Here is a 25,867-nt window from a genome sequence, read left to right as displayed (position 1 = left end):
CGAAGCCGGTGTCCACGTTGGCGATGGAGGTGGTGCCGGTGGTGTTGCCCAGAGCGGAACCGTGCTCGTCGATAGCGATGGCGCCGTCATGGCAGCTCATGCAGAGACGGCTCGGGCCGGCCAGCGGGTCGGTGATGGTGAAGGTGCCGTTGTTGGAGTTGAGCGGGGTGGCCCAAGCGTACGGGGTGTAGGTGGTGGTGTCCGGAATGGTGTGGTTCCACAGCGGGAGGTTGAACCCGCCGTCGGAGGACTGAGCGTGGTGCGGGGTGTGGCAGAATACGCAGACTCGACCCATGGAGTCGGCGGTCGGGCCGACCACCTTGGTCATGTCGTGGAGGGAGCCGTTAACCCCGGTGCCGGCGGGAAGACCGGCGAGGGCGGTCCCCGCTGCCGTGATGAGACCAACTGCGACTGCGGCTGCTACTGCTTTCTTCATTTTATTCTCCTTTTCCTTCATTGAATTGGATGCCGGGGCATCCCTCCCTGGGGGGAACCGATCAGCACCAGAGACTGCGGACGGATCTGCAATCCACGAGAAGCCTCCCGACGGCCCACCGGGGTTGGGAGAAACGGCGGCGGTTCTCTGGGCGTTAAGTAAATTGGTCAAATAGAGATATCGCTATTGTTTACCGATTTACTTTGATAGCAGTATGCGTGCCATGGGAGGGATGATGCCCGGCGTTGGCGGCTAATTGCCCGTTATTGCTCAGAAAGCCGCGGCTTGATACCGAATTGGTAGGGAATAGGGGGTGCCACTGCGTAAGGTAACAGTTATGGCGCTGGTGGATTTACGGGGGAGACTGTGGAATGACGGGTTTGATAACAATAAGCTTACGGTGCCGCCAGTGTGGGGCGAAGGGGAGGGGGGGGCCGCTTCAGTCGCGTTCCTCCAGAACATAGCCGCGGCCGCGGGCGGTATGGATCAGCTTCCGGTCGAACGGGCCGTCGACCTTGTTGCGGAGTCTGTTGATGTGTACCTCGATCAGGTTCGATTCCGCTCCGCAACTGAGCCCCCACACCTTCTGCGCGATGGCCGATTTGGTGAAGATCATGCCGGGGTTGCCCGCCAAAAGCAGAAGGATGGCGAACTCCTTGTGGGTAAGATCGAGTCTTTTTCCCTCGCGGGTCGCCCTGCCGCGCGTGGGGTCGAGCTCCAGCGCTCCTACCCTGACCTTCTCCTCCTGGTGGGCGGAACAGCGGCGGATGATGGCGCTTATGCGGACCAGAAGTTCCGAAAAGGCGAAAGGCTTGATGAGGTAGTCGTCCACCCCCAGTTCGAACCCCTTGATCCGGTCCGGAATCGAGCCGAGGGCGGTCAGCATGATGACCGGAGTCTGGATCCGCCTCCTCCTGAGTTCGCGGATTACCGACCATCCATCGACCTTCGGGAGCATCACGTCGAGGATCACGATGTCGTGGCGGCTTTCCAGAGCACGTTTCAGCCCCTCCTCTCCATCGCCCACCACCTCCGCCTCTACTCCGCACTCGGAGAAACCCTTTTTGAGAAACGCCGCCGTCTTCACCTCGTCCTCGATAATCAGGATCTGCATCTGGGACTCCTTTGCTGTAAACAATGGCCGCCGGGAAAACTGAGAGTTACCGAGGTCCCCTTGCCGGGGGGGCTTACGATGGAGATCGACCCCCCGTGAAGCACCATGATGGCCTTCACTATGGAGAGACCGAGACCGGATCCCTCAGGGCGGAGGTGGCGGGCATTTTTCCCACGGTGGAACCGGTCGAAGACCTTGGCCAAATCGTCTTCCTCGATGCCCGGGCCGGTATCGCTCAAGGTTACGTCCAACCCTTCATCCGCGTTGGGGACGATCGAGATCTCGATCCGAACCCCGCTGCCGGAGTAGTGGAGTGCGTTATCGAGGAGATTGCTGATCGCTTGGCGGAACAACCGCGGGTCGCCGTTCAGTATGCCGTCACCGTGGCAGGCGACTTCGCCCCTCTTCAGGTCGATCTGCGGCGCGTGGAAACTCAGGACGTCTTCGATCTCCTCGGAAGGATCGAAGGGGACCCGGGTTATGGAATCCTTCGGATTGTCCGCATGGGCGAGAAACAGCAGGAGGTCGGTCAGGCTGGAGAGCCGCTGGCATTCCTCGATGCAGGAGAGGAGAACCTTACGGTATTCCTCCGGGGTCCGGTCCTTGGAGAGCGAGATCTCAGCTTCCCCCAGGATGTTGTGGATTGGCGTGCGGATCTCGTGCGCCATGCTGGAGGCACAACCGGAAAGCCGGTCGAAGGCCTCCTCTAGCCGGCCGAGCATGCCGTTGAAGGAGATGGCCAGCCTTTTTACCTCCTCGGGCCACCCTTCCGGATCCACCCTTTCCGCGATCCGGTTCAGCGATACCGACTCGGCGGTGGCGATCATTTTGTCCAGCGGCTTGAGAACGTTCCGGACGATCACGATGATGATCGAGGCGAAGACGATGGCGCGGAGAACCTCCAAGACGGCTATCCTGCGATGGTTCGCCTCATCGATGGTGACCTCGGAGGTTATGTCGAGGGCGATCTGAACCTCCGCAGCAAACGGTACGTTGCGAGAACCCGGTACGTAGTCCGCCATCAACAGGTAGTATCTCCCGTTGTTCTCTCTGCGGACGAGGTCTTTGCTTACCCTCTGGGGGGGGCGTGCCTCCGGAAACTCCCGGATCGGGAGGATGCTTTTCATCCCGGGAGTCTCGATCATCATCTTTCCCGCCTGGTCGAGGACCCGGAGGTAGTAATACGGATACGGGACGTGTTTTCCTTCCCAGTCGATGTCTCTCTTTATGATTTCGAGATAGTCCGGATTGTTGTCGATGATGGCGCGGATGGTATGAAGCCGGTCGTAGATGAAATCGTTTTCCTCCCGGGAGAGGGTGGTATGCAAGGTTTCATGGGTGATGTGGTAGGTGAGATAGGAGCCGGCGGTGGAAAAAAGCACCAGCGCAACGGTGAGCCTCACCTTGAGAGACCAGCGGTCATAAATTTTTCGAACGAACATGGAGACCTCAATAAGCCGGCAGGGGGCTTGGGGGAGAGGGAGGCGCCTCCTGCCCCGGATTAATATGCAGGTTTTGTGCCACTGTTCCGGCCCGGCGGGTGGTGGCGGCCCGCCAGGAAAAATAGGGCGTGGCGGATGGATCGGGTACCGGGCGTTAGCCGGAGCATCGCCGGGAGAACCGCCCCGGATGAAGAATATGCGACGACGGTGTGGAATATTCTCTGGCAACGCGGAGGTCTCCTGGAAGCCGAGTGCGGTATTCCGGGTAGTTAGCTTTTGGCACAAGGGATGCTAGGGTGGATGCAACGAAACATTTACCCCAAAGGAGAAAACAGAAATGAAAAAAGTGATCGTCCTTATCGCAGCTTGCTTCGCCCTTGCAGCCCCCGTAGCTTCCTTTGCCATGGACCACAGCGGGATGGCCGGGATGGACATGAGCCACGGCGGCCACCAGGGCGACGTCGCCCACGAGGAAGTGATCGACGGTGTCAAGGCTACCTTCAAAGTGATGGGGATGAAGGAGCACATGAAGGCCATGAAGATGGAAATGCCGATGGAGATGAAAGATACCCATCACATTGCCGTGGAATTCAAGGACACCAAGACCGGCAAGGCCCTGACCGATGGCGATGTAAAGGTGAAGGTGCAGAATCCCGATAAGAGTTTCCAGACCAAGGACCTGATGGGGATGCAGGGACATTTTGGCGCCGACTTCGACCTCTCCAAGAAAGGGAAATACGGGGTCATGTGCAAGTTCCAGTTGAAGGGCGGGAAGGTACATACCGCCAAATTCTGGTATACCGTTAAGTAGCGGCCGATAGCTGGCACAGAAAGGAGCAAGGCAATGAAAAAGGTATTACTGGCTTTGATGGCAACCGCGATGTTCTCGACCACTCTCCCTGCTTTCGCGCATGAACATGGCGGTATGGACATGAACGACATGGACATGCAGTCCATGCCGGCCATGCAGCACGATCACAGCAGCATGCACGACCATAACATGGACGCCGACTGCACCAAGGAATGCGAGATGCTCCTGAAAAACTGCGCGCAGGAAGCCGACAGCATCCAGGAGCGGATAGGCAGGATCAAGGAAGCCATCAAGAGAGATGGCGCCGACCAGGCCAAGGTCGACGAGCTGAAGGTTCTTAACGCGAAACTGCGCGAGGCGAACGAAACCCTCAAAAGCCTCTCCAAACCTGGCCGCTAGGCCGTAGACGAAAAAAGGGGCACCCCGGTATACCCGTGGGTGCCCTTTTTATTGCCCAGGAAACTTCTCCACGGAGGACGCCATGAAGAAATCTCTGCTGGTCTGCCTGTCGATGCTGGCGATTGCCGCAGTTGTATCATGCACCCGCAAACAGGAACCGCCGCCGGCAAAGCAGGTCAGGGTTTCGGCCACCAAGGCTTTCGAGAAGTATTTCGGCCCGGCGCCCACTACCGACAAAGGATCCTGCTATGCCTTCGTCATCTATTTCCCCTCGGCGAAGGACCCGGGCAAAGTAATTCCCTTCCCATTCTTCACCTTCGACCAGGAAAGCCTTAAAAAGGTGGCGGTACAGCGCCTGGTAGGGGGGATGACGGACCTGAAAGGGTACCAGGGAGAGATCCTGCAGCCATTTCCGCAGGGGGTGAGGCTCTTGGCGCTGGAGGAGAAGGGTGGCGTGGTCACCGCCAATTTCTCGCCCGAGATGAATAAGCTCGCGGCAGGGGATTCCTCGGCAACCGCGGCCGCCAACGCCCTTTCCCTGACCCTGAAACAGTTCCCCGGAGTACGGGAGGTCAGGGTGACGGTCGACGCAAAGGAGGGGAGCCTAGATCCGCTCCTAGCGCGGGCCGATGAACGGTCGGTGCTACCGCTTCCGCCGCCGCGGCTATTGAGTGTCACCGCTATGCGGGAGAACGGGGAGAAGGAGATTAAGGAGGTGAACGCCTTCTTTGACCGCCCGGTCGAGATCAAGTCCCTTCGTTTGAGCGACAAGAGCGGTAACCAGTTCCAGGGTGATATCTACCAGTCGGTTTTCGATATGGCCGGTGTGATGAAACCAAAGAATCCTGAGCTATTCAAGGCCGGAATGCCGGTCAAAGTGCAGTGGAACGTGACCGACAAAGTTGGCCGTACTTCCACGGGGGATGCTGAGGTGTCTTTGGAAGTCAAAGAGCACTGACCCCCTCCCGTTCGTCTTCGCAGGGGTCGGGACCAGAAGGTCCCGGTCTCTTCGTGCCGGCGTTGTTCTTTAGCTGACAAGTCGAGTCCCCTTGCCGTGCAGTACCCCCCCTTGCCATTCCCCCCCTTATCTAATCGCGCATTTCCCCCCCCTTTTTGGCCCTTTTCTTACCTCTCTCGATTGGCGCTGAAACTTGGCTGCCAAGCCGTAAAAGTAATTGACAAAAAAGGTTCAGAATTGCTATATCAATACCCTATTTTTTTGATAGTAAAACAAGGTCGAGGTATATGACTAAAAGACAAAACTTTCCATCCAAGGCGGATGTCCTCTCCCGCACTCCAGACCCTGCCGTACGAGACATGTTGCGGCATATGGAGGCGGCCGGTATCGAGACCCCTTTTGACCGCTTCGACTCCCAGAAACCGCACTGTGGCTTCGGGCTCAACGGAACCTGCTGCAAGAATTGCCACATGGGGCCCTGCCGCATCACGCCCAAAAGCCCCAAGGGGGTCTGCGGAGCCGATGCCCACCTGATCGTGGCGCGCAATATCCTGCGCTGGACCGCGGCCGGGGTCTCGGCTCACGGTGCGCGGGGACGCGAGGTGATGCTTGCCCTCAAAGGGGCCGCCGAAGGGGCGCTCGACCTCCCCATCCTCGGTCCGGAAAAGGTCACCGCTACCGCAAAGTCCTTCGGCATCTATCAGGAGTCTAAGTCGATCCAGGAGATGGCGGGAGAGATTGCCATGCTGCTGCTGGAAGATCTTTGCCGCACCGTGCCCGGCCCGTTCAGGACTCTCGAGGCGCTGGCGCCGCCGGAGCGGATACAGGTCTGGAAGGATCTCGACATCCTGCCGATCGGGGCCTACCACGAAGTTTTCGAAGCCCTGCACCGTACGACCACGGGGACCGATGGTGATTGGTCCAACGTTGCCAGCCAGATTCTTCGTTGCGGGCTCGCCTTTGCCTGGAGCAGCGTGGTTGGCTCCGCCATCGCCATGGACTGCCTTTACGGTCTCCCCAAGCGGAGCCGTATCGCCACCAATCTTGGGGCCATATCGCTGGACACGGTCAATATTGCCGTCCACGGACACTCCCCGGTGCTGGTGGCCGCCATCGTCAAGGCGGCCCGCAGTGAGAATCTCATTGCCGAGGCCCGGGCCGCCGGCGCCGGGAACATCCGGCTCTACGGGATCTGCTGCTCCGGGCACTCCGCGCTGGCTAAATTCGGCGACATCACACCGCTCGCCAACGCGGCGGGCGCAGAACTGACCCTGGCAACCGGAGCGCTCGATCTGTGGGTAGCCGATGTGCAGGATGTCTTCCCCGGGATCATGGACGTGGCCGCCTGCTTCCATACCCGGGTGGTCACCACCAGCGACTCGGCCCGGTTGCCCGGTGCCGAGCACCTGGCCTTCGACCACCGTCACTCGAACCTTGACCAGGCCGATCTGCTGGCCCGCATGATAGTGCGGCGGGGAATCCATGCGTACGGGGAGCGGCAGGCCGGTAAGGTCTTCGTCCCCAAGGCCCGTATGGAGGCCGAGGTAGGCTTCTCGGTGGAAAACGTACTCTCCACCTTCGGGGGCGCGGACGTGCTGCTCGATCATCTCAAGAGCGGACGCATCCGGGGCGTGGTCAATCTGGTCGGGTGCAACAATCCCAAAGTGGTGTACGAAGAGGCGATCGTGAAAGCCGCCGAGGAATTGATCGCCCACGACGTCCTGGTTTTAACCAACGGCTGCGCCGCCTTTGCGCTCTTGAAGATGGGATTCTGCCTGCCGGAAGGTCTCGAAGGGGCGGGGGGTGGACTGAACTCCGCTCTTGCTCCCCACAGCCTTCCCCCGGTCTGGCACATGGGGGAGTGCCTGGACAACGCCCGTGCCTCGGCCTTTTTCCGCACCTTCTCTACGGCTTCCGGTGAGGCTCTTACCCGGCTCCCGTTCGCGTTTTCAAGCCCGGAATGGTCCAACGAAAAGGGGCTCGGCGCCGCCATGGGGTTCCGGCTCCTCGGGCTCAACTCCTACCACTGCATCGCCCCGCCGGTCTCCGGCTCGGACCGCGTCTCCGACTTCTTCTTCCGCGCGACCGGGGAAACGCTCGGTGCCGTGATGGTGGTCGAAGAAAATCCAGTAGAGCTGGCCGCCAGGATCGTGGCGGACTTCGACGCCCGCCGCAAGGAGCTTGGCTGGGCTCCGGCCGCGGCTCCGGCCCCCCGCCGGCTTCTTGCCATCCAGGCTGATAAGACACATCGCCACGCTCACGAGCATGGCCTTGAGCACTCGCACACCCATGAACACCTGCATTCCCACGAGGAGGGACACCATCATGAATAGACGCGAATTCCTGAAGACCACCGGCCTGGCCCTGGCAGCCGCCTCCGTTACCCCGGTATCCAACTTTGCCTTTGCGGGTGGCGCCAAAGCTACCCTCAAGGTTGGCTATCTTCCCATCAGCGACCACCTTTTGATGATCGCCTCCGAGCGGGAGCAGTTGAAAAACGTGCGAATCCAGCCGGTGAAATTCTCCTCCTGGCCGGAGATCGCCGATGCAATCAAGGTGGGAGCCATCGATGCCGCCTTCCTGCTTACTCCGATCGGACTGACGCTGCGCCAGAAAGGTGTGCCGGTGAAGGTGGTCATGCTCGGGCACCGAAACGGGAGCGCCATTACCGTCAAGAACAGCGGCGAGATCAACAGAATTCAGGACCTGAAGGGGAAGACCATCGCCGTCCCCAGCCCTTTCTCAACCCATAACATCCTGCTTCGCAAGGTACTCACCGAGAAACACCTCGATCCGAACCGGGACCTCAAGATCATCGACATGGCCCCCCCCGAGATGGTGAACGCCCTTGCCACCGGCCGCATCCAGGGGTACATCGTCGCTGAACCCTTCGGCGCCCAGGCGGAGGCGCAGAAGGTCGGCAAGGTCCTCATGCTTTCCAAGGACATCTGGCATGACCATATCTGCTGCGTCCTCAATGTCAGGGAAAACGTGATCGCCGCCCACCCGGAGGCCGTGCAGGAGGTGGTCTCCAGCTTCCAGCGCACCGCGGCGTTCATCGAGGCGAATCCTTCCCTGGCGGCCAAGGCATCGCACAAAGTCCTCGGGCAGCGCCCCGAGATTGTAGAAAAGGTCCTTACCTCGCCACGCGGACGCTTGACCTTCCACAACCTGGTGCCCAGCAAAGCGGACTTCGCTGCCACCCAGGACTACATGGTGAAATTCGGCATCGCCAAGCAGAGGGTCGATCTCTCCGGCTACCTCGACGACCGCTTTGCACGCAGGGCGGTGTAGCGTGCGCAGGATTTTCGAACAGGTGCTTCTGCCGGTAATGACGCTGGCCGCTTTCGTTTTGCTGTGGCAGGTTGTCGCGGGCCACTATCCCCCGGAACAGTTTCCCGCTCCCTCGGACGTTCTGAAGGCAATCAAGGAACTGTCCGACAACGGCGTCCTCTGGACCAACATCGGCATCAGTCTGGCTCGATTTGGCGCGGCGTACCTGCTGGCGGTGGTGACCGCGATTCCCCTCGGGCTGTTTCTGGGGCGCTTCACCCGCTGCCATCTCGCCATCGATCCGCTGATCCAGGTGCTCCGCCCGATCTCCCCGATCGCCTGGTTCCCGCTGGCCGTGCTCTGGTTCGGGATCGGCAACGCACCGGCGGTTTTCATCATATTCCTGGCAGCGTTTTACCCGATCCTCCTGACCACGATCAGCTCCGTGAGATCGGTGCCGCCCGTCTACCTCAAGGTCTCCTCCAACTTCGGAGCCGGGGCCCGGATGACCTTTCTCCGCGTTATCGTTCCCGCTGCCTTCCCCGGCATCATGGTCGGGCTGCACATCGCCGTCGGCACCGGATGGATCCACCTGGTCGCAGGCGAGATGCTCGGAGCGCAGTCGGGCCTTGGGTTCATGATCATCGATGCCCGTAACTTCCTGCGGACGGACGAGATCATGGCCGGGATGCTGCTGGTCGGCCTGCTGGGGCTGGCGATCTACAGGGGGATGAAGACGGTGGAGGGCGTTATCGGGCGCCGCTGGGGGGTGACGAGATGAGCATCGAGGCCAAGATCAGTCTCCGCGGAGTCGAAAAGCGCTTCGTATCCGGCCGGGGAGAGGAGCAGACCGCCTTGAGCCGGCTCGACCTCGATATCAGGGCCGGCGAGTTTGTCTGTCTGGTTGGCCCCAGCGGCTGCGGGAAGACGACGCTGATTAACCTGATGGCCGGGTTCGAGAAGCCGACCGAAGGGGAGGTGATCATCGACGGCAAGGTGGCCACCGCTCCGGACCCGGACCACATAATGATCTTCCAGGATTACGGGCTCTACCCGTGGCGCACCGTGCTCGGAAACGTCCTGTTCGGCCTTCAGGCCCGCAAGGTGCCGGCGGCGGAAGCCAGGGAAAAGGCGCTGGCGGCGCTGGATCTCGTGGGGCTCTCCCACGCGGTGAATAAGCATCCCCACGAACTTTCCGGCGGCATGCGGCAGCGCGTTTCCATCGCCCGGGCGCTGGCGGTGGAGCCGAGCGTTCTTTTCATGGACGAGCCGTTCGCCGCCCTCGACGCCTTCACCCGGCTCCATCTCCAGGACGAGTTGCTCCGGATCTGGAGGGAGAAGAAGCCGACCATCGTCTTCGTGACCCACGATCTTGACGAGGCGATAGCACTGGGGGAGCGGGTGGTGCTCATGGCCCCGCGTCCGGGACGGATCCAGCGCATCCTGGAGGTACAACTCGCCCACCCTCGAGACCGTACCGAACACGACTTCGCGGTATTCCGCAAGCAGCTCTTCGAGGAGTTCCACCTGGTCCACCGGGAAGCGGCGGAGGCGGCGGAGTATTCGATTTAGGGCAGCATGAAAGGCTTGATCGGGGAGGGTGGGATGCAAGCCGTAAAGCGGTCTGCGAACCGCCCCCTGCTGGAAGGACCTACCCAACTACCTCTTATATCTGACAACGGTCCCAGCCACACCGTCCGAGGTGATCTTTATGTCGATGACGGCATTTCCGCCTTGCTTCGCTGCTTCCTCTTTCATTTTGGATGCAGCCGCCGGGAGATCGGTAGTCTGGACGTAGATGCTGCCAATTTCTTCAAAGGCCCTGCTGGGACGTTCAGTTCGGTAGACCTCGACTTCCTCTGGGCTGGTGACCGATTGAGGCCGGTACGAGGAATTGGCCGGTGCGAAGGTCGTGATAGGCATGCATGAGGGTAGCATCAGGGCCAGCTGGGCCTGCTTGGGTAGCGGTGAGATGGAGGGCAAGGGATGAACTGCGGGGTGAGTGGGGGTAGTAGGTGCCGGGGGGGGGGGAGACAATAAAGTTCTTACCATTTTCAGGGAAATATCTGGAATTGAGCGATTCATCTCTCGTTTCCCCCGCCAGAGCCGGTGCTGTTTGAGCTAAAGGAGGCTGCCCTCGCTGCTATAAGGCGTATCAGATGAAGTCAGCCCTTCCCTGAAACATTTCGTCGCCAGCATCGTCCTAGACCCGCCAGCAGGCGCCCCCCTCAAACCCTCCCTCTGATGTGTCACAAAGTAATACGGATTGTGTCCCAGCTTGGGAGCTCGTGGAGTGTGGCCCCATCTTGGCACTCATCTCACAGGTCAGCGTCCTGCATCCTGGACACCGCGTCGCTCCAGATAGCTGGTGCCCCAATTATGCATTGACTCGAAGATGGGTTTAAGGGTGTGGCCTAATTCCGTGAGAGAGTATTCGACGCGGGGGGGGACCTCGGGGTAGATCTTCCTGGAGACCAGCCCGTCAGACTCCAACTTGCGGAGCTGCTGGGTCAACATCTTCTGGGTCACGCCGTTGATTCCCCTGTTGAGTTCGCCGAATCGTTGTGTCCCTCTCAGCAGCAGATTTCTCACAATCAGGACCTTCCACTTGTCACCCAGCAGATTGACCGTTACCTCAATCGGACATGCCATTGTTCTAACTCCTTGCAATTACACATTGGTTACCTTCGGGTAGGTATATGACTTTATAGTGCTTACTTGCCATAAGTTCGGTGTCGCTTTACTTTGCCTTCAAAAACGGGAAATAGCAAAGCCCAAATAGGAGGAAACAAGACATGGTAGATAGCACGGTAATTGAGGCATTCCAAATGATGTGGGGTAGTTTCCCGGAACCGGTACGGTTGATTCACAAGGACCGTAGGGTGCTGGCAGTCAACGAAATTGCAGCAGGCAAGGGAATGGAGGTTGGCGTCCACTGTTATTCAATCGGCAATCCCGAACTTCACAAGGTATGCAGTGCCAATGAGGCGCTCGTCTCGAACAAGGGGCAGCGAATAAATGCGCCCGACGGGAGGATCAGATTTTGGAGTCCCGTAAGTAACTGTCCGGATGTCTTTGTCCACTTCGTCATTTTCAGAGATCCGAAACAATGACAGTTCCGGAACGGTTCTTAGGCCCAGGCGTCAAGTGCGATGTGAGGCATTGAGTTGGAAAGGCTTCTTTTTGGTATATCGGGGCTTCCGCTCGGCAACGGGCGGAAGTTCAACTACGCATCGGCGATTTCCTATTTGAAGGAGTTCGAGCTGGATGCGATGGAGTTGTTGTTCGTCCGGTCGATAAACGTCTCGGACAAGAACAAAGATGCGATCCTACGGAACAAATTGGCACACGATTTTTACCTGTCAGCGCACGGGTCGTACTTTATAAACTTAAACGCCGAGACCAAGGAGATGCAGCAGGCATCCCTCGAGAGGATACTGAATGGGGGGGAGGCGCTGTCCAAAGTGCAGGGGCGAAGCCTGATCTTCCATCCCGGCTACTACCTGAATTCCTCGAAGGAGGAGGCGTTCTCCTCGATCAGGAATAACCTATCCCGGTTAAAGCACCAAGGGATTGATTACCGACTGGAGACGACGGGCAAGGGGACGCAGTTCGGGACAATAGAGGAACTGGTGTCACTTTGCAAGGAAGTGAGATCATGCAAGCTCTGCATCGATTTCGCTCACATCCATGCACGGAACAACGGCAGCCTGAAAGGTTACGATGACTTCGCCGGCATCCTGCAGTATGTTTCGGGTGAACTCGGACGCGCCGCCCTGGACGATCTTCACATCCACATGGGGGGCGTCGCGTACGGCGTCAAGGGGGAGCGGAACCACCTCCCGCTGCAGGAGAGCGATTTCAAATACCTCGACTGTCTTAAGGCGCTGCGGGATTTCGACGTGAAAGGGTGCGTGATCTGCGAGGGGCCAAGAGTAGAAAACGATGCACTGCTATTGAAGAGGACGTACGAGAGGCTTTGAGGAGGAACCCATAGCTGTCTCAATCATTCTGACAAGAAGTGTATGTGATTCGCTTCTGGCTCTGACCTGGGATCGTAGCGGAGACCGTGTGCCGCCAGTGGTTCCGAGCAGTTTCTAGTCCTCAAGGCAAAAAACCTCGATCTTTGTACATCGTGGTTCGGGTAACAAAGAAATGGTTGTTATTGCATCATCTCCTGTTGTTTGACCCACAACTTGTGCCCCTCGAAACTGCCACCTTTTCGATTCTTCATCTCGTATTTTTATAGTTATCACGCCGGTAAAGCAGGGGAGCTTCGGTATCGCAGCAAGATCGATGATGACGCTATTCGACTCCTCTCTGAAATCGGCAAGGTAATACGCTGCCGTCTGGCACCAGCAGGCGGCCAGCTCCTCCGCCAGCATGAAATCGAGCCCGGCACCCTTTTCGAGCAGCATATCCGCCCAGGCGTCCACTATCTCATCGTTGTGCTCCGCATCGGGATGCAGGAGGTTTGCCCAATGGAGGGCGAGGATAGGATTGTCATCACCCAAAAGTGGCGGCGCAGCTGCCACATCCCAGTTCACCGGGGAAAGTCCCCTCTCGACGAGTCCAACGCCGCACTCCCAGGCAATGCGCGGGTGCTGAGGTTCGGCATGGAAGCGGGTCTTGCCGAAACGTGTCGTGACAAAATTGATGCCGAACGATTCGAGGATCGCCTGCATCGACTCCTGTCCGTTACCGAAGCTGTGGTGGAGCGCTGGTGGAATGAACAAGCGTGGATAGTCCCCAAGCCCGTTCTGTGACAAGAGAGTGGCGTAGGCCTCGAGATGTTCGCGGACCAAGGCCCCGGGGCGCGTCTGCCCGCTTGCATCATGGAATTCCGTGCGAAGCATCTGCCCGTCCTGCCAATACTCGTGACAGATACCGTGCAGGGCGATCTCAAGAAACTGCCGATGGTCTTTCAGATACTGCGCTGTTTCATCGAGCCAGGGGCCCTGGTTGATGCGGTTGTCCCAAGCCGTGCCCATCCAGGTGGCGCCCGGCACATCTTTCAGGAAGTTGGTGCGGTCCCACTCACCCAGCACCAAGCCTAGGGCGACCCGCATGGAAAGCCGTTTGGCAAGCCTGGTCAAGGCACGGTAGTCGGCCAGGCAATGACGGCGGCAAAAACCGTTGCGAAAGGGTTCATTCCGCGCCGAACCGTCGTATCCCTGCCACCAGCCGACATCCTCAATGACCAGGAAGATCGGCTGAGGCAGCGAAAAAACCGCGCCGCCAAGTGCCAGCCACCTGCCGTTCACAGGCTGATCCAGCGCCTGAGCGCCGGTCCTTTTCTGAGGGAGTCTGAGAGGCCGACGCTCCTCCAGGTTTCCTGGGTGAGGCTTTCGCTTTCAGGCTGCCAGTGGCAGTCAGGCCGGGAATAGACATGCCAGATCAGAGGCTCCATCACCGCACCCCATTGCATCTTGAAGCGGCAGGTGGGCGCATCCGGGCTCGACCTGCCGAAATCGAACCGTTCGCAATGCATCCGAACAGCAAGGTCAAGCATCGTGAAATAGAGCAGCATATTCGGGCAAGCCGGCCTTTCCCGCTTGAGCGAGGAGGCCCAGGGGTTGAAGAGCGTTGCGCCATGCTGCAAAAGGATCGCCGCGGCAACCGGGACGGCGGCCCGATATATCACCACTACCTGCATGCTGCCGGGAAAATGGCCGGCCAGATGCTGAAAGAGGGCCGGGTCATGCACCGGAGAACCAAGATCGCGCATATTTTCGGAAAATACCGCAAAGAAATCTGGCAACAGTTCAGGCCCGCCTATCTCTGACCGGCACCCTTCCCGCAGGGCTTTTCGTACCTGGTTCCTCACCTTGGACGATAAATCGAGCCACAGTGCCCCGGGGGATGCGGGAAGCATCCGGGAAAGGCCGGTTTTAAAGGCATGGGCCACCTGATTTTGCCACTGTGCATTGCCGGCAGGAAATGCGCTTTGCTCGGGATTTCCGGCTTGGCGAATCTCCAGATGGCAGGCCCCCAGCTCCCGGGCCATGTGCAAGGCGGCGGAAACCAGTTGGCCGGCGGCCTCGCCATTCTCGGCAACCACACCCGCTGCATCGGTGTATGGCAGAGATATCAGTCGTTTTGCTGCATTAGGTGGAGAGAAAAGGATAAGCGGAAGGGCACCGATGATGTTTCCGGCGCCGTTCCGGGCCGCCAGACGAAAAACAGGCAGATCGTAGGTGACAGCCAGGGCCTCTGCCCAACCATAGCGATGAAAGAACAGGCTGCCGGGATTGTTGTCGATGTACGCATCCCAAACATCCTGCCGGCAGTCGTTAACAATCGTAGTCATAGGCTTGTGTCATATTCAGCACCATAAGCTCGTTATCTGTATTACCGATAGCTCCTGAGCCAAACATTGGAACTATCGATTTGCCACTGCATAGGATGTTGATTATAGTGCATGCACTAATAACGAAGGACAAGCCTCGATGTACACTGCAACCGATCTCCGCAAACCATTCCCACCTTATGACGACTATTTCATCTGGCCCGCCGAAAAGCTTTTGCAAAAAGGGAGCGGCGCGGTAAACGAAGATGTGCTGCTGTGCGAGGGCAACCTTTTTGGCGTATTTGACGGCGCTAGCAGCCTGGGAAGAGACCATCTCCCGCCCGGGACCACAGGCGGGCTTCTCGCCGCCCGGATAGCCGCGGAGGCTTTCCGGACGGGCTGCTGCGACCTCTGCCGTTCAGCCGATCTCGCCAATCGCCAGATCAATGCCGCTGCCCGTGTACACGGCATTACTGAGGGTGAACGGCACCTCCTCTGGTCGACCAGCGCAGCCGTGGTGTGCGTTGCAGAGGACCATGCCGATTACTGCCAGATCGGCGACAGCCTTATTCTGCTGGTTATGGAAGATGGACAGCATAGGCTGCTGACGCCTGACACCGATCACGACCTCGAGACGCTCATGCAGTGGAAGCATCTGCCGTGGTCTTCCGGCCTTACCATTGGCACCGAGTTGGCCGAGCAGATTAAAAAGGTGCGGTCGCAGATGAACAGGGTGTACGGAGTGTTAAACGGCGAGTCAACTGCCCTCGATTTTATTAACTCCGGCCGTGTGGCGCTTGATGGCGTGGCAAGCATCCTTCTATTCACCGATGGTCTGTTTCTTCCCAAAGAAAATCCGGAAGAGGAAAGTGACTGGTCGCGCTTCGTCGCCTGCTATCGACAAGGCGGCCTGCAAGGGATTTGCGCCCAGGTCCGGGCGTTGCAGCAGGACGACCCATTCTGCCGCGTTTACCCGCGCTTCAAGCTCCACGACGATATCGCCGCCATTGCCATTAACATCAAGCCCTGAGAACCTGGCGATAGTTTGTCATCACCCTTGAAAAGACCCTTTCCCAAGTGTGGGATGTCGTGAGCTCGCAAGCTTCGGATGCGGTCGGCGCTGGGGTTTTCAGCGCCAGATCGACCATGTGCCGTACCGCCTCGGCAAGTTGTGCTTCGAGGCTCTGCCAATCTTCGGGAGCCGGCCGATCCACCGCTTGCAGGGGGGGCAGGTTGACGAACTGGACCAGATCGTGCCGCACATTTTTCAGCAGTTCGTGGCTCCCCGGCAACTTGGTGGTGATGATCCGGCAGCCTGAGGCCAGGGCTTCAAACAGCACCAGTGGCAGGCCTTCGTAGAAAGATGGCAGGATAAAGATATGGGCGGTTCGCATCAAGGCGGCGAGCTGCGGCTGCGACAGTTTGCCGTGGAACGTAACCGGGATGGCCAGCTCTTCGGCCAGGGCCCGGCAGACTTCGGCCTCATGCCCGCCCCCCGAACCGGCGAGGTGCAACTGCACCGGCAGCCCGGCCACCTGCCGACAGGCACGCAATAACCAATCGACTCCTTTGGCAAAGCTCAGTTTTCCGGCATACAGCAGGTGTATCGGCAAGGCTTCCTTCGGTCCCCAGTTGAATATCTCCCTATTGAAGCCAGCGCCGACGATATCAATCCGGTGACTGTCAATCTGATACAGACTCTGTATCATCTGGCTCTGGTCCTTGCTGAGCGCGAGAATCCTCTCTATCTTCCGGCAATCCTCATAAACCTGCGGCCGCAGGTGCTTACATTCAATGAACTGCCGAAGATCGGTGGAATGGCAGGAGGTCACCATGGGGATATCCGGTAGGATTCTGCGGGTGATGGCCGTTACCAGCCAGAGATGGTGGCTGTGAATGATGTCCGGCGAAAATTCCTTGGCAGCCTGCTGTATTGTTTCGGTAAAAACCTGTTGGTAGGCCAGGAGCTGTTCTTCGGTGAGCTCACCGAAAACTGAGCTCGGGTAAGGCATGACGTCACTCATGCCGGGGATGGGGAAGGCCAGATCGGGGCCATCAAAGAGCACAAAGCGGCACCTGTCCCTGTCGATACAATCGAGAACCGGGATGTCGCCGGCGGGAACGCCGCACATCAGATAGTTCTCGTGCCCCTTGGCCGCACTCAGCCGCAGCATGTTCTGTACGAAAAAGCCGCTGCCGGTGGCATCGGGACGCTGACTCAGGATGTGCAGAATCTTGAGGGGCAAGGGAAAGACCCTCCGAAATGGATATCATGCGGAAACCCCGGCTCCAGAGATGCGTTGGGTTCCGGTCAGAGAGGTCTTTGCTTTATAGTGCTTCGTAACAAGTTCATTTTGCTACCGGCAACCCGTCGGCCTGCCAATCTGCAAAGATCATCTTGGCGATGTTCGGGTAGGCCAGATAGGGGGGGCAGGGGGCTACAGCGGCATGCCGAGGCGGCGCATTTTTTCGACGAGGGTGGTGCGATTGATGTTCAGCATGGTGGCGGCGCGGGCCTTGACGCCGCCGGCCAGCTGCAGTGCCTCGCTGATCATCCGTTTCTCGATTTCGCTGATGGTCCGCACCATGTCGATGCCGTTGCTGGTGACGCTGGTGGTGCCGCCTTCGAGGTAGTTCTTGGTCACGTTGGCGGGGAGGTCGCGCAGGGTGATGAGGTCCCCCTCGGTGAGGGCCACCACCCGTTCGATGATGTTCTCCAGCTCGCGGACGTTGCCGTTCCACGGGTAGGCCTCTAAGGCCTCCAGCGCCTCCTTTTCGAGCTGCATGATCGGGCGCTGCATGGAGTGGCAGTTCTTCTCCAGGAAGTGGCGGGTGAGGGGGAGTATGTCCTCGATCCGCTCCCTTAACGGCGGAATTATCAGCGGGATGACGTTGAGGCGGTAGAAAAGATCCTCACGGAAGTTCCCGCGGGTGACTTCCTCCTCCAGGTTGACGTTGGTCGCCGAGATGACCCTGACGTCGAGCTTGATCTGCTTGTTGGAGCCGACCCGCTCGACCTCCTGCTCCTGGAGAACGCGCAGGAGCTTGGTTTGCAGATGCATCGGGAGGGTGCCGATCTCGTCGAGGAAGATGGTCCCCTGGTTGGCGGCTTCGAACTTGCCGATCTTCTCCTTAAGGGCGCCGGTGAAGGCACCTTTGACGTGGCCGAAGAGCTCGCTCTCCAAGAGGTTCTCAGGGATAGCGGAGCAGTTCACCGCTACGAACGGCTTGTCCTTGCGGCTGCCGTTGAAATGGATCGCCTTGGCGACCAGTTCCTTGCCGGTCCCGGACTCGCCCAGGATGAGGACGGTGGAGTCGGTCTTGATGATCCTCTTCATCCGGGAGAAGAGTTGCTGCATGGGCTGGGAGTTGCCGATGATGTTGGAGAACTCGTAGCGCTCCCTGAGCTGCTTCTTCAGGTAGACGTTCTCCTCCATGAGGGCACCTTTTTCGAGCGCCTTGTCGATGATGATCCGGAGCTCCTCGAAGTTGAGGGGCTTCGTGATGTAGTCGAAGGCGCCTTTTTTCATCGCCTCGACCGCACTCTGCGCGGAGGCGTGGCCGGTGACCAGGATGACTTCGGTGTGGGGGGAGTCGTGCTTGACCTTGGTGAGGATGTCGATACCGCTCAGGTCGGGGAGGAAAAGGTCCGTGATGATGATGTTGAACTGCTCGCCGGAAAGGATGTCGAGCGCCTCTGCGCCGCTTGAGCATCCCTTCACCTGGAAGTTCGCCCCCTTCAAAAGGATCAGCAGCGCCTCCCGGCTTCCCTGTTCGTCTTCTATAATGAGAATCTTTGCGGTCGGTTTCATAATTAGAAAGTCCCCATTACTGAAGCCTTTAGATACCACAGGATGCAGTGATAAGGCAACAATAAAGACGTTCTAGGTTCTATGTTCCAGGTCCTGAATTGAGCTGCTGGCTCATAGCCCCCTCGTTTCTCTGAGACGAGGGTGGCTGAATTCAGGGTGAGGGCAGGGCTGCAGCTTTCAGGAACCGGTGGGCACAGGGTGCCCACCCTACCAGCTCGGAACCTGGAACATATAACTTAGAACAGCAGATTTTTCGTGTTATCATTGACAGTGACAAAGCTATGAAATCACAAGGGGGAAACGAATGTTCACCGACAAGCTTCGCACTGCCATGAACAAGCAACTGAATAATGAGTTCTACTCGGCCTACCTTTACCTCTCCATGTCGTCCTATGCGGGATCCATCGGTCTCAAGGGTGCTGCCAACTGGTTCTATGTCCAGTACCAGGAGGAGATGGTTCATTGCATGAAGTTCTTCGCCTTCATCAACAGCCGCGGCGTCAACGTGGAACTGGGACAGGTCGCCGCTCCTCCTTCCAAGTTCAAGAGCCTCCTGGACATGTTCCAGAAGACTCTCAAGCACGAGGAGGGGATCACCGCCTCCATCAACGACCTGACCGACCTCGCGCTTTCCGAGAAGGACCACGCAACCCACATCTTCCTGCAGTGGTTCGTCACCGAGCAGGTCGAGGAGGAGGAGAACGACCGCGACATCATCGGCAAGCTCAAGCTTATCGGCGACAACGGACAGGGCCTTCTGCAACTGGACACCGAGCTCGCGGCCAGGGTTTTCGTCCCGCCGCCGGCCAACACCGCCGCGGCCTAAGGGGGCGCAAAATAAAAAGGGCCGGGAGATGTCCCCCGGCCCTTTGCTGTTTCCAATTGAGAACTGCCGCCGTTAGGACTTCACGATCTTGGCGTTCTTCTTCAGGTCCTCAAGGAAGGAGGACAGGGCCTTCTGAACCTTCTGGCGCTTGAGGTGGGAGATGATTTTCTCCTTCACGTCCTCGAATTTCTCGGTCTTTCCTTCCTTCTTCTCGACCAGCTTGATGATGTGGTAGCCGAAGGTGGTCTCCACGACGTTGCTGATCTCACCCGGCTTCATGGAGAAGACCGCCTCGTCGAACTGGGGGACCATCTGGCCCCGGGTGAACTCGCCAAGATCGCCACCCTGGGCGGCGCTGGGGCAGCTCGATTCCGCCTTGGCCAAAGCCGCGAAGTCCTCGCCTGCCTTGACCCGCTTCAGGATCGCCTCCGCCTTTTCCTTGGCCTTCTTGCGGTCCTCGGGGGTGGCCTTCTCGTCGGCGCCGATCAGGATGTGGCTGGCGTGGGCGGATTCCGGCTTCTTGAAGTAGGCGTCCAGGTTCTCCTTGTAGAACTCTTGAGCCTCGGCATCGGTGACCGCAGCCTGGCTGGCGAACCGGGTATCGATGAAGTTGGCGATCGTGATGTCCTTACGGGTGAAGTCCTGCATGTCCTGCGGGGTCAGACCAACCTGGGAGAGGGCCTTCTTGTACTCCTCGTCGGTGGCGAAGCGGCTCTTGCTCTGGGCCAGCTTCTCTTCCACCTTCTTGTCGAGGTCCTTGACCTCAACCTTCTGCGCCTGCTCGTAGATGAGCTGCGCGGAGATCAACTGCTCGAGGGCGGCCGCGGTTGCCTGCTCGCGGACCTGCGCCATCGCTGACTCGGGAACCTGGTTCTGCATCAGGAGAACTTTGACCGCCTGGTCGAGCTCACGGCGGGTGATGGCTACCCCGTTGACGGTGGCCACGGGGGAAGAAGGTGCTACCGCAGCTGTGGTTTCGGTGCCCTTGGCGGCTTGGGCGGGTGCGGTCTTGGCGGCGTCTTCGGCGAGGGCGGGAACGGTGGTCATGACCAGCAGGGCGAGCGCCGCGGGGGCGAGTCCTTTGAAAGAAAGCATGCGATCTCCTTTATGATTGGGATTTGGCGATACTAGCATTAGCGGGTAAGAATTTACACTCTAAAGATTTCTCCCCATTGAAAAAGGAAAGGGGAGGGGAGCTTTGCGCCGTGGGCATTAAGGTACCTGACCCCATCGCGGTTCCGGCTCCAGAGCTACATACAGCTCAATATGGCGTTTTGAAGGGGCTGGGTGTTTTCCAAAGGAGAGGATCATCCTAATAGGCAATATTTTTATCGTGATAGGGGGTTTTATTGCGCCGCGGAATATGGTAATGAATATGCGTCATGAAACGCTGGACCATCTCAACTACACACGGAGCGAACAACATGTCCAAGAAATCCGAGCAGGCTCTTTTAGCATTTCTGGCCGGGGCTGCGGTGGCAGCTGGTGCGGCACTTCTCTTCACTCCCAAGACCGGCCGCGAGGTGCGGGAAAAGCTGGGCGAGGCCAAGGACGAGGCGCTCGATAAGCTGAAACAGAAAATGAAGGGACGTGGCCGCAAAGGCGAGCAGATGAACTACGACGGCGGCGACTGCTGGATATAACTGCATAACCCGTTCTACCCCCCCTTCTCAAAGGGGGACTTCAAGTTCCTTTCTCACTCCATCCAGATACTCCTTGATGGCTTGCGAGCTATCGAGTGCCAAAACGGTATCGGCGATCTCCCTGGCGCGGCCCAGGGAGATCCGCCTGATCGCTTCCTTCACCCTCGGGATGTTGGGCGCCGAAAGGCTGAACGTCCTGATCCCCAATCCCATCAGCAATATCGCATCGACCGGGTCCGCTGCCATCTCCCCGCAGACGGTGGCCGGCTTTCCTGCCTCATCCGCCGCCTCGGCTACCCGGCGTATCGATTTGAGCACCGCCGGGTGGTGCTGGTCGTACCACTTCTTGACCAGCGGATTGTTCCGGTCGCACGCCAGCGTGTACTGGATCAGGTCGTTGGTCCCGATGCTCAGGTAATCGACCTCTTTCGCCAGCATGTCCGCCACCAGCACGGCCGCCGGCAACTCCACCATCACCCCCAGCCCGATCTGCGGGTCGAACGGCTTTCCCTCCTGCGTCAGCTCTTCCTGGACCTCGGCGATGATCTCCTTGATCCGCCTCACCTCGTCGACGCTCGAGATGAGCGGGAACATCAGGTTGCACTTTCCGTAGGGAGAGGCCATCAGGATCCCGGCGATCTGCTCCCGGAAGATGTCCTCCCGCTCCAGTGAAATGCGGATGGAGCGCCACCCCAGGAACGGGTTGTCCTCCTTGGGGTGCGGGAAGTACGGCAGTCCCTTGTCGCCGCCGATGTCGAGCGTCCGGATGGTGACGGGAAGCCCCTCGAATCCCTCCAGCATCTTCCGGTAGATCCCCGCCTGCTCGTTTCTTCCCGGAAAGGCGCTCCGTGCCATGAACGGGAATTCGGTGCGATAGAGACCCACCCCCTCCGCGCCGTTCAAAAGCGCCACCTTCAGTTCGCTGATCAGGCCGACGTTGGCCAAGAGGGCGATGCGGTGGCCGTCGGTGGTCTCGGCGGGGAGATCGCGGATCTCCTCGAGTTCGCGCTGCTTCTCGTCGAACTCGCGAAGGAGCCTTTCGTATTCGGTCTTCACCGTGCTGTCGGGGTTGACGAAGACGAATCCCGAGGTGCCGTCGACGATCACCTCGCTTCTCGCCCCCACCTGCTTCAGGAGCCCCTCCACGCCGAATACCGCCGGGATTCCGAGGGCGCGCGCCATGATCGCCGCATGGGCGTTGGCGTTCCCCTTCTCGGTGGCGATACCGATCACTTTGCTCCGGTCCATGTAGGCCATGTCGGAAGGGAGGAGTTCGCGGGCGATCAGCACCCGGTTGTCCTTGAGTTTTCCGCGGCTCCGGTGGCTGCCGTTGAGCGCGTTGCAGATGCGGCGGCCGATATCTTCCATGTCGGCGGAGCGCTCCCTGAGGTAGGGATCCTCCATCCGGTTGAAGGCGGCCACGTAGTCGGCCACCACTTCGCCGACCGCCCGCAGGGCGCCGAGCCCCCCCTCGATCAGGTTGGTGATCTTCCCGATGAAGCTGCGGTCCTCGAGGATCATGAGGTGGCTGTGGAATATGGCGGCGTCCGCCTCGGAGAGGATCTGGCTGACCCGCTTCTCCATGTAGATGGTCTGGATGCGGGCCTTCTCCAGTGCCTGGAGGAAGCGCTGCTGTTCCTCGGCCTTCGGGCGCACCCGCTCGATCACCGCCTCCTCCGGCCCGGGGCTCAGCACCGACACCTTTCCGGCGGCGAATCCCGGGGAGATGGCGATCCCGAGGAGGGCAGTCTGCCCGGTTACGCTCTTTCGCTCCTTTTTGGGGGAAAGGAGCTCTTTCCCTCTCTGGAGCCTTTCCACTTCGGCCTGGAAAAAGGCGCGCTCCTCCTCCTTCTTGTGAACGAAGTCGAGGAGTTTGGCGTTGGAGACGATGGTGGAGATCTGCCAGGCGATGGTGGAGACGGCGGAGATTTCCTGGGGGGTGAAGGTGCGGGCCTCCCGGTTCTGGATGACGATGACCCCCATCGGGTTGTTGCGCTCGAAGAAGGGGACACCGAGGAAGGAGAGGACCTTCTCTTCCTTGGTCTTTCTGAAGTACTTGTAGCGGGGGTGCAAAGGGGCGTTGTCGGTGGCCACCACTCCCCGCTGCTCGACGGCGAGGCCGGTGAGGCCCTCGGAGATCTTCATGGTGATGCCGACCGAGAGACGGGAGAGGCCCCTGGTGGCATGGAGTTTCAGGGTTTTCCCGTCCTCCTCCAGAAGGTAGATCGAGCAGACGTCGGAAGCGAGCCGCTTGGCTACCAGGTTGACGATGTTGTCCAGTGTCTCCTGCAGGTCGTGGGACTGGAGGATCAGAGCGCTGATGTCTTCCAGCGTCCTCAGTCCCAGCTTCTCGCCGCTCTCCTCAGGCATTCGCTCCCCTTCATGGCGACCTCCGGCCGGCAACCGTGCTCACGGGGCGGAGGGTTCTCTCATTGCTGCACGTGCGGCGGATCTCTGTGGTGGGCCCGGCGTAGTATCATATACGTAAAAGAAAATGTGAAGCGTTTTATTGCCGATTTCTGCCTGATTTCTTGGAAAGGAGCAGGTTCTCTGTTATAGTGTCCGCCAATGATTGACAGTTCAATGGGGAGGTGGCAATGGCACCGACATACGAGGAAGCGCTGGCAGACGGCATTGCCCTGATGGAATCGGGAGAGTACGCGAAGGCCGTCGAGGCGTTCAAACGTTGCGTATCGCAGGACCCGGCCAACGCCGAGGGATATTTCTATCTCGGTGAGGCGCTTTCCGAATCCGGGAAGGGGGATGAGGCGATCGCCGCGCTGAAGAAGGGGCTCGAGTCCGCCCCCGAAGACCTGGACGGTCTCACCGCCCTGGGAGACGTCTATTTCGAGGCGGGCCGGCACAAGGAAGCTCTCGGCTGCTACCGGAAGGTGACCGAGCTGCAGCCCAAGGAGTGCGACGGTTACGTCAGCATGGGGCTCGTCTACAACGCCATGGAGCGGACCGACGACGCCCTGAAAGCGTTCGAGAGGGCGCTGGAGCTCGATCCCAATAACGTCTTCGCCCTCAACGCCATGGGGGATCTGTACTACGGACTGGGCGACAACGACAAGGCGATCGCGAGCTACAAGCGCGGGATCGAGATCGATCCCGACGACGCCACCGCACGCTTCAACTTGGGCGAGCTCTACTACGACATGGAGGATCTCCCCTCCGCCGAACGGGAGACCCTGGAGGCCATCCGGCTCGATCCCGACTTCACCATGAGCTACCTGACGCTCGGCAACATCTGCATCGACCAGGAGCGGACCGCCGACGCCATCAAGTTCTTCGAGACCTACCTGAAAAAGGAGCATTCCCCCCAGGCTCGCGAGATGATCGCCGAGGTCAAGGCGGTGGTAGAAGGGCTCAAGGAGGAGCTGAAGGGATAACGCTTCCCTCTCCCCTGGCCTCCCCCCCACCCTGACCCTCCCCCTCAAGGGGGGAGGGAACGTAAGGACAAAAAGAGACCCCATGCTTTGCCTCCTGTCGATGGAGGAGCATGGGGTCTCTTTACGTCTACGTCCAACTCTCCCTCCCCTTCAAAGGGAGGGTGGGGGTGAGGATGGGGGTATCGGCTACCCCTTGATCTTTCCCCTGATCGCGTCGATGACGTGGTGGGCGTCGTTGACCGCGGTGTGGATGAGGTTGGGGTGGCGCTCCTCCTGGATGGACCCCTGGCTGATCCGCATGTACGAGGGGGATATGGCCCCGCCGATCACGTAGACCCCCTTCCTGGTGGATTCGAATTCCGAGGTCAAAAGGAGCAGCCGGTCCCCTTCCTTGGCCACCTTGCAGACCCCTTCGGCGCAGGCGATGGTCTGCACGCCGACCCGGTCGAAGACCGAGATCGGCCCCTGGCTCCCGATGCAGGCGATCACGTTCTTCATCGGAAAGCTCATGGCGTGGTAACGCTCGATACCGCCGGGGAGCTTGTCCTCGCTCACCCGGATCACCAGCCGGTCCACCCCCTCGTCGTCCACTTCTCCGATTCTCGGGGTGGCGCCGGGGAGGAGCCTGATGTTCCCCCCGAGAAGGATCTCCTCGCCCAGCCTCTGGGCGGTCTCCTTGTTGACGTCGAAGGTCTCGGCCACATGGGCCCAGTACACCGGTTCCTTGTCGTTTTCGCTCCGTTTGGCCTTCAGGATGGAGATGATGACGTCGGCCGCGGAGTTCCCGCCGCCGATCACCAGGGTCCGCACCCCGAGGTACTTCCGCGGATCGTCCAAAGTCTTGGCCACCATCTTGGCATCGCCGTAGACGGAGAGCTCCTTGGGAATGGAGCTGCCGAAGGCGAGCAGCACCTTCCTGGCCCGGAAGATCCCCTTGTTGGTGACCACCTTGAGGTGATCCCGGGCGTCCTCGATGTCCTCGAAGGCGGTCTCGGTCACCACGTTGAGCCCTTCGTGCTGGACGAAGTGCTGCACGTACTGGATGTACTTCTCCACGGTGACCGGCTTGTCGGGCGGCCGCAACTCCTCGACCAGGAAGGGCTCCGGATCCTCCTTCGGCTTCGATGGGTAGACGTTCTTTCCTTCCGGATAGGTGGTCGATATGCCGTGGAAGACGGCCTTGCCGGCTTCGATCAGGAGGTGGGAGAGGCCGTTTTTATGGGCGAGGTAGGCTGCAGCCACCCCGCCGGGGCCGCCGCCCACGATGATTACGTCGTATGTCTTTTCCATGGTGCTCCTTGGATTAATGGGTTGTCCTGCGATTATACACTCATGAGATGGTTGCCGCCAGAAGGAAGCGCCCGGGCCAAGTCCGGCGGCGGGGGAGGGGTGGGAGGCGGTCCGCTTGGCAAAATCGCGGCATAGGGTACTATTTACCCATTGCGACACCATCAGACGGTTAAAAGGAGGAC

General features: G+C 59.4%; 24 protein-coding genes and 1 pseudogene. 13 read left to right on the top strand and 12 right to left on the bottom strand.

What is annotated here, in order from left to right; genetic code table 11:
- The 3 genes and pseudogenes from L4X63_RS09200 to L4X63_RS09190 all read right to left on the bottom strand — a co-directional run.
- Positions 1–436, bottom strand: a pseudogene (locus L4X63_RS09200) (cytochrome C); the annotation flags it as partial.
- Positions 437–875: 439 nt separating this feature from the next.
- Positions 876–1,550 carry a response regulator gene (locus L4X63_RS09195; RefSeq protein ID WP_250678315.1) on the bottom strand — a complete coding sequence of 225 codons (675 nt, stop codon included), beginning with the start codon at positions 1,548–1,550 and terminating at the stop codon, positions 876–878.
- A complete protein-coding gene (locus tag L4X63_RS09190; RefSeq protein WP_250678314.1) occupies positions 1,538–2,992 on the bottom strand; it encodes a heavy metal sensor histidine kinase in 1,455 nt (484 codons plus the stop codon). The genes L4X63_RS09195 and L4X63_RS09190 overlap by 13 nt, the downstream gene beginning before the upstream one ends.
- Before the next feature lie 337 nt (positions 2,993–3,329).
- Here L4X63_RS09190 and L4X63_RS09185 point away from each other — a divergent pair, with 337 nt between their 5' ends.
- From L4X63_RS09185 to L4X63_RS09155, 7 genes are all read left to right on the top strand, one after another.
- Positions 3,330–3,803 carry a hypothetical protein gene (locus L4X63_RS09185; protein WP_250678313.1) on the top strand — a complete coding sequence of 158 codons (474 nt, stop codon included), beginning with the start codon at positions 3,330–3,332 and terminating at the stop codon, positions 3,801–3,803.
- A gap of 33 nt (positions 3,804–3,836) precedes the next feature.
- A complete protein-coding gene (locus L4X63_RS09180; RefSeq protein ID WP_250678312.1) occupies positions 3,837–4,202 on the top strand; it encodes a hypothetical protein in 366 nt (121 codons plus the stop codon).
- A gap of 82 nt (positions 4,203–4,284) precedes the next feature.
- A complete protein-coding gene (locus tag L4X63_RS09175; RefSeq protein WP_250678311.1) occupies positions 4,285–5,160 on the top strand; it encodes a GerMN domain-containing protein in 876 nt (291 codons plus the stop codon).
- 287 nt (positions 5,161–5,447) lie between these two features.
- Positions 5,448–7,493: an anaerobic carbon-monoxide dehydrogenase catalytic subunit gene (gene cooS / locus L4X63_RS09170; protein ID WP_284694551.1), complete on the top strand. Its 2,046-nt coding sequence runs from the start codon at positions 5,448–5,450 to the stop codon at positions 7,491–7,493.
- Positions 7,486–8,454, top strand: a complete 969-nt coding sequence (locus tag L4X63_RS09165; RefSeq protein ID WP_250678309.1) for an ABC transporter substrate-binding protein — start codon at positions 7,486–7,488, stop codon at positions 8,452–8,454. Before cooS ends, L4X63_RS09165 begins: the two co-directional genes overlap by 8 nt.
- 1 nt (position 8,455) lies before the next feature.
- Positions 8,456–9,214 carry an ABC transporter permease gene (locus tag L4X63_RS09160; protein WP_250678308.1) on the top strand — a complete coding sequence of 253 codons (759 nt, stop codon included), beginning with the start codon at positions 8,456–8,458 and terminating at the stop codon, positions 9,212–9,214.
- Positions 9,211–10,005 carry an ABC transporter ATP-binding protein gene (locus tag L4X63_RS09155; RefSeq protein WP_250678307.1) on the top strand — a complete coding sequence of 265 codons (795 nt, stop codon included), beginning with the start codon at positions 9,211–9,213 and terminating at the stop codon, positions 10,003–10,005. Before L4X63_RS09160 ends, L4X63_RS09155 begins: the two co-directional genes overlap by 4 nt.
- Positions 10,006–10,092: 87 nt before the next feature.
- Here L4X63_RS09155 and L4X63_RS09150 read toward each other — a convergent pair whose 3' ends face one another.
- Both L4X63_RS09150 and L4X63_RS09145 read right to left on the bottom strand, forming a co-directional pair.
- Positions 10,093–10,356 (bottom strand): hypothetical protein, encoded by a 264-nt coding sequence (locus L4X63_RS09150; RefSeq protein ID WP_250678306.1) that lies wholly within the window; start codon positions 10,354–10,356, stop codon positions 10,093–10,095.
- A gap of 402 nt (positions 10,357–10,758) precedes the next feature.
- Positions 10,759–11,085 (bottom strand): winged helix-turn-helix transcriptional regulator, encoded by a 327-nt coding sequence (locus L4X63_RS09145; protein WP_250678305.1) that lies wholly within the window; start codon positions 11,083–11,085, stop codon positions 10,759–10,761.
- A gap of 143 nt (positions 11,086–11,228) precedes the next feature.
- Between L4X63_RS09145 and L4X63_RS09140 the strand changes: the two genes are divergently transcribed.
- Positions 11,229–11,546, top strand: coding sequence for a hypothetical protein (locus L4X63_RS09140; RefSeq protein ID WP_250678304.1), 318 nt, complete (start codon positions 11,229–11,231; stop codon positions 11,544–11,546).
- 54 nt (positions 11,547–11,600) lie between these two features.
- Positions 11,601–12,416, top strand: a complete 816-nt coding sequence (locus L4X63_RS09135; protein ID WP_250678303.1) for a TIM barrel protein — start codon at positions 11,601–11,603, stop codon at positions 12,414–12,416.
- Positions 12,417–12,530: 114 nt separating this feature from the next.
- Here L4X63_RS09135 and L4X63_RS09130 read toward each other — a convergent pair whose 3' ends face one another.
- Positions 12,531–13,697, bottom strand: a complete 1,167-nt coding sequence (locus L4X63_RS09130) for a polysaccharide deacetylase family protein (protein WP_250678302.1) — start codon at positions 13,695–13,697, stop codon at positions 12,531–12,533.
- Positions 13,694–14,743, bottom strand: a complete 1,050-nt coding sequence (locus L4X63_RS09125) for a GNAT family N-acetyltransferase (protein WP_250678301.1) — start codon at positions 14,741–14,743, stop codon at positions 13,694–13,696. The genes L4X63_RS09130 and L4X63_RS09125 overlap by 4 nt, the downstream gene beginning before the upstream one ends.
- 139 nt (positions 14,744–14,882) lie before the next feature.
- On the opposite strand from L4X63_RS09125, the gene L4X63_RS09120 reads away from it, so the two are divergent.
- Positions 14,883–15,752, top strand: coding sequence for a protein phosphatase 2C domain-containing protein (locus L4X63_RS09120; RefSeq protein WP_250678300.1), 870 nt, complete (start codon positions 14,883–14,885; stop codon positions 15,750–15,752).
- On the opposite strand, the gene L4X63_RS09115 is transcribed toward L4X63_RS09120, so the two are convergent.
- Positions 15,742–16,968 carry a glycosyltransferase family 4 protein gene (locus tag L4X63_RS09115; protein WP_250678299.1) on the bottom strand — a complete coding sequence of 409 codons (1,227 nt, stop codon included), beginning with the start codon at positions 16,966–16,968 and terminating at the stop codon, positions 15,742–15,744. The genes L4X63_RS09120 and L4X63_RS09115 overlap by 11 nt on opposite strands.
- Positions 16,969–17,160: 192 nt before the next feature.
- Positions 17,161–18,534 (bottom strand): sigma-54-dependent transcriptional regulator, encoded by a 1,374-nt coding sequence (locus tag L4X63_RS09110; RefSeq protein WP_250678298.1) that lies wholly within the window; start codon positions 18,532–18,534, stop codon positions 17,161–17,163.
- A 304-nt stretch (positions 18,535–18,838) separates the two neighbouring features.
- Here L4X63_RS09110 and L4X63_RS09105 point away from each other — a divergent pair, with 304 nt between their 5' ends.
- On the top strand, positions 18,839–19,360 hold the full coding sequence (locus L4X63_RS09105) for a ferritin (RefSeq protein WP_250678297.1): 522 nt from the start codon (positions 18,839–18,841) through the stop codon (positions 19,358–19,360).
- 72 nt (positions 19,361–19,432) lie between these two features.
- Here the strand turns inward: L4X63_RS09105 and L4X63_RS09100 are convergent, their stop codons facing one another.
- The gene (locus tag L4X63_RS09100) at positions 19,433–20,455 is read right to left on the bottom strand and encodes a peptidylprolyl isomerase (protein ID WP_250678296.1); all 1,023 of its coding nucleotides are present in this window, start codon (positions 20,453–20,455) and stop codon (positions 19,433–19,435) included.
- A gap of 329 nt (positions 20,456–20,784) precedes the next feature.
- Here L4X63_RS09100 and L4X63_RS09095 point away from each other — a divergent pair, with 329 nt between their 5' ends.
- Positions 20,785–21,003 carry a YtxH domain-containing protein gene (locus tag L4X63_RS09095; protein ID WP_250678295.1) on the top strand — a complete coding sequence of 73 codons (219 nt, stop codon included), beginning with the start codon at positions 20,785–20,787 and terminating at the stop codon, positions 21,001–21,003.
- 27 nt (positions 21,004–21,030) lie between these two features.
- On the opposite strand, the gene ptsP is transcribed toward L4X63_RS09095, so the two are convergent.
- Entirely contained in the window at positions 21,031–23,373 is a 2,343-nt protein-coding gene (gene ptsP / locus L4X63_RS09090; protein ID WP_250678294.1) for a phosphoenolpyruvate--protein phosphotransferase, read from the bottom strand.
- 227 nt (positions 23,374–23,600) lie between these two features.
- Between ptsP and L4X63_RS09085 the strand changes: the two genes are divergently transcribed.
- On the top strand, positions 23,601–24,395 hold the full coding sequence (locus tag L4X63_RS09085) for a tetratricopeptide repeat protein (RefSeq protein ID WP_250678293.1): 795 nt from the start codon (positions 23,601–23,603) through the stop codon (positions 24,393–24,395).
- A gap of 186 nt (positions 24,396–24,581) precedes the next feature.
- Here L4X63_RS09085 and L4X63_RS09080 read toward each other — a convergent pair whose 3' ends face one another.
- Positions 24,582–25,685: an NAD(P)-binding domain-containing protein gene (locus tag L4X63_RS09080; protein ID WP_250678292.1), complete on the bottom strand. Its 1,104-nt coding sequence runs from the start codon at positions 25,683–25,685 to the stop codon at positions 24,582–24,584.
- Between the last annotated feature and the right edge of the window lie 182 nt (positions 25,686–25,867).

Origin of the sequence: Geomonas sp. Red32, from assembly GCF_023652955.1 — a bacterium.
Classification (GTDB): Bacteria; Desulfobacterota; Desulfuromonadia; order Geobacterales; family Geobacteraceae; genus Geomonas.
This window is presented reverse-complemented; position numbering and strand designations above follow the sequence as displayed.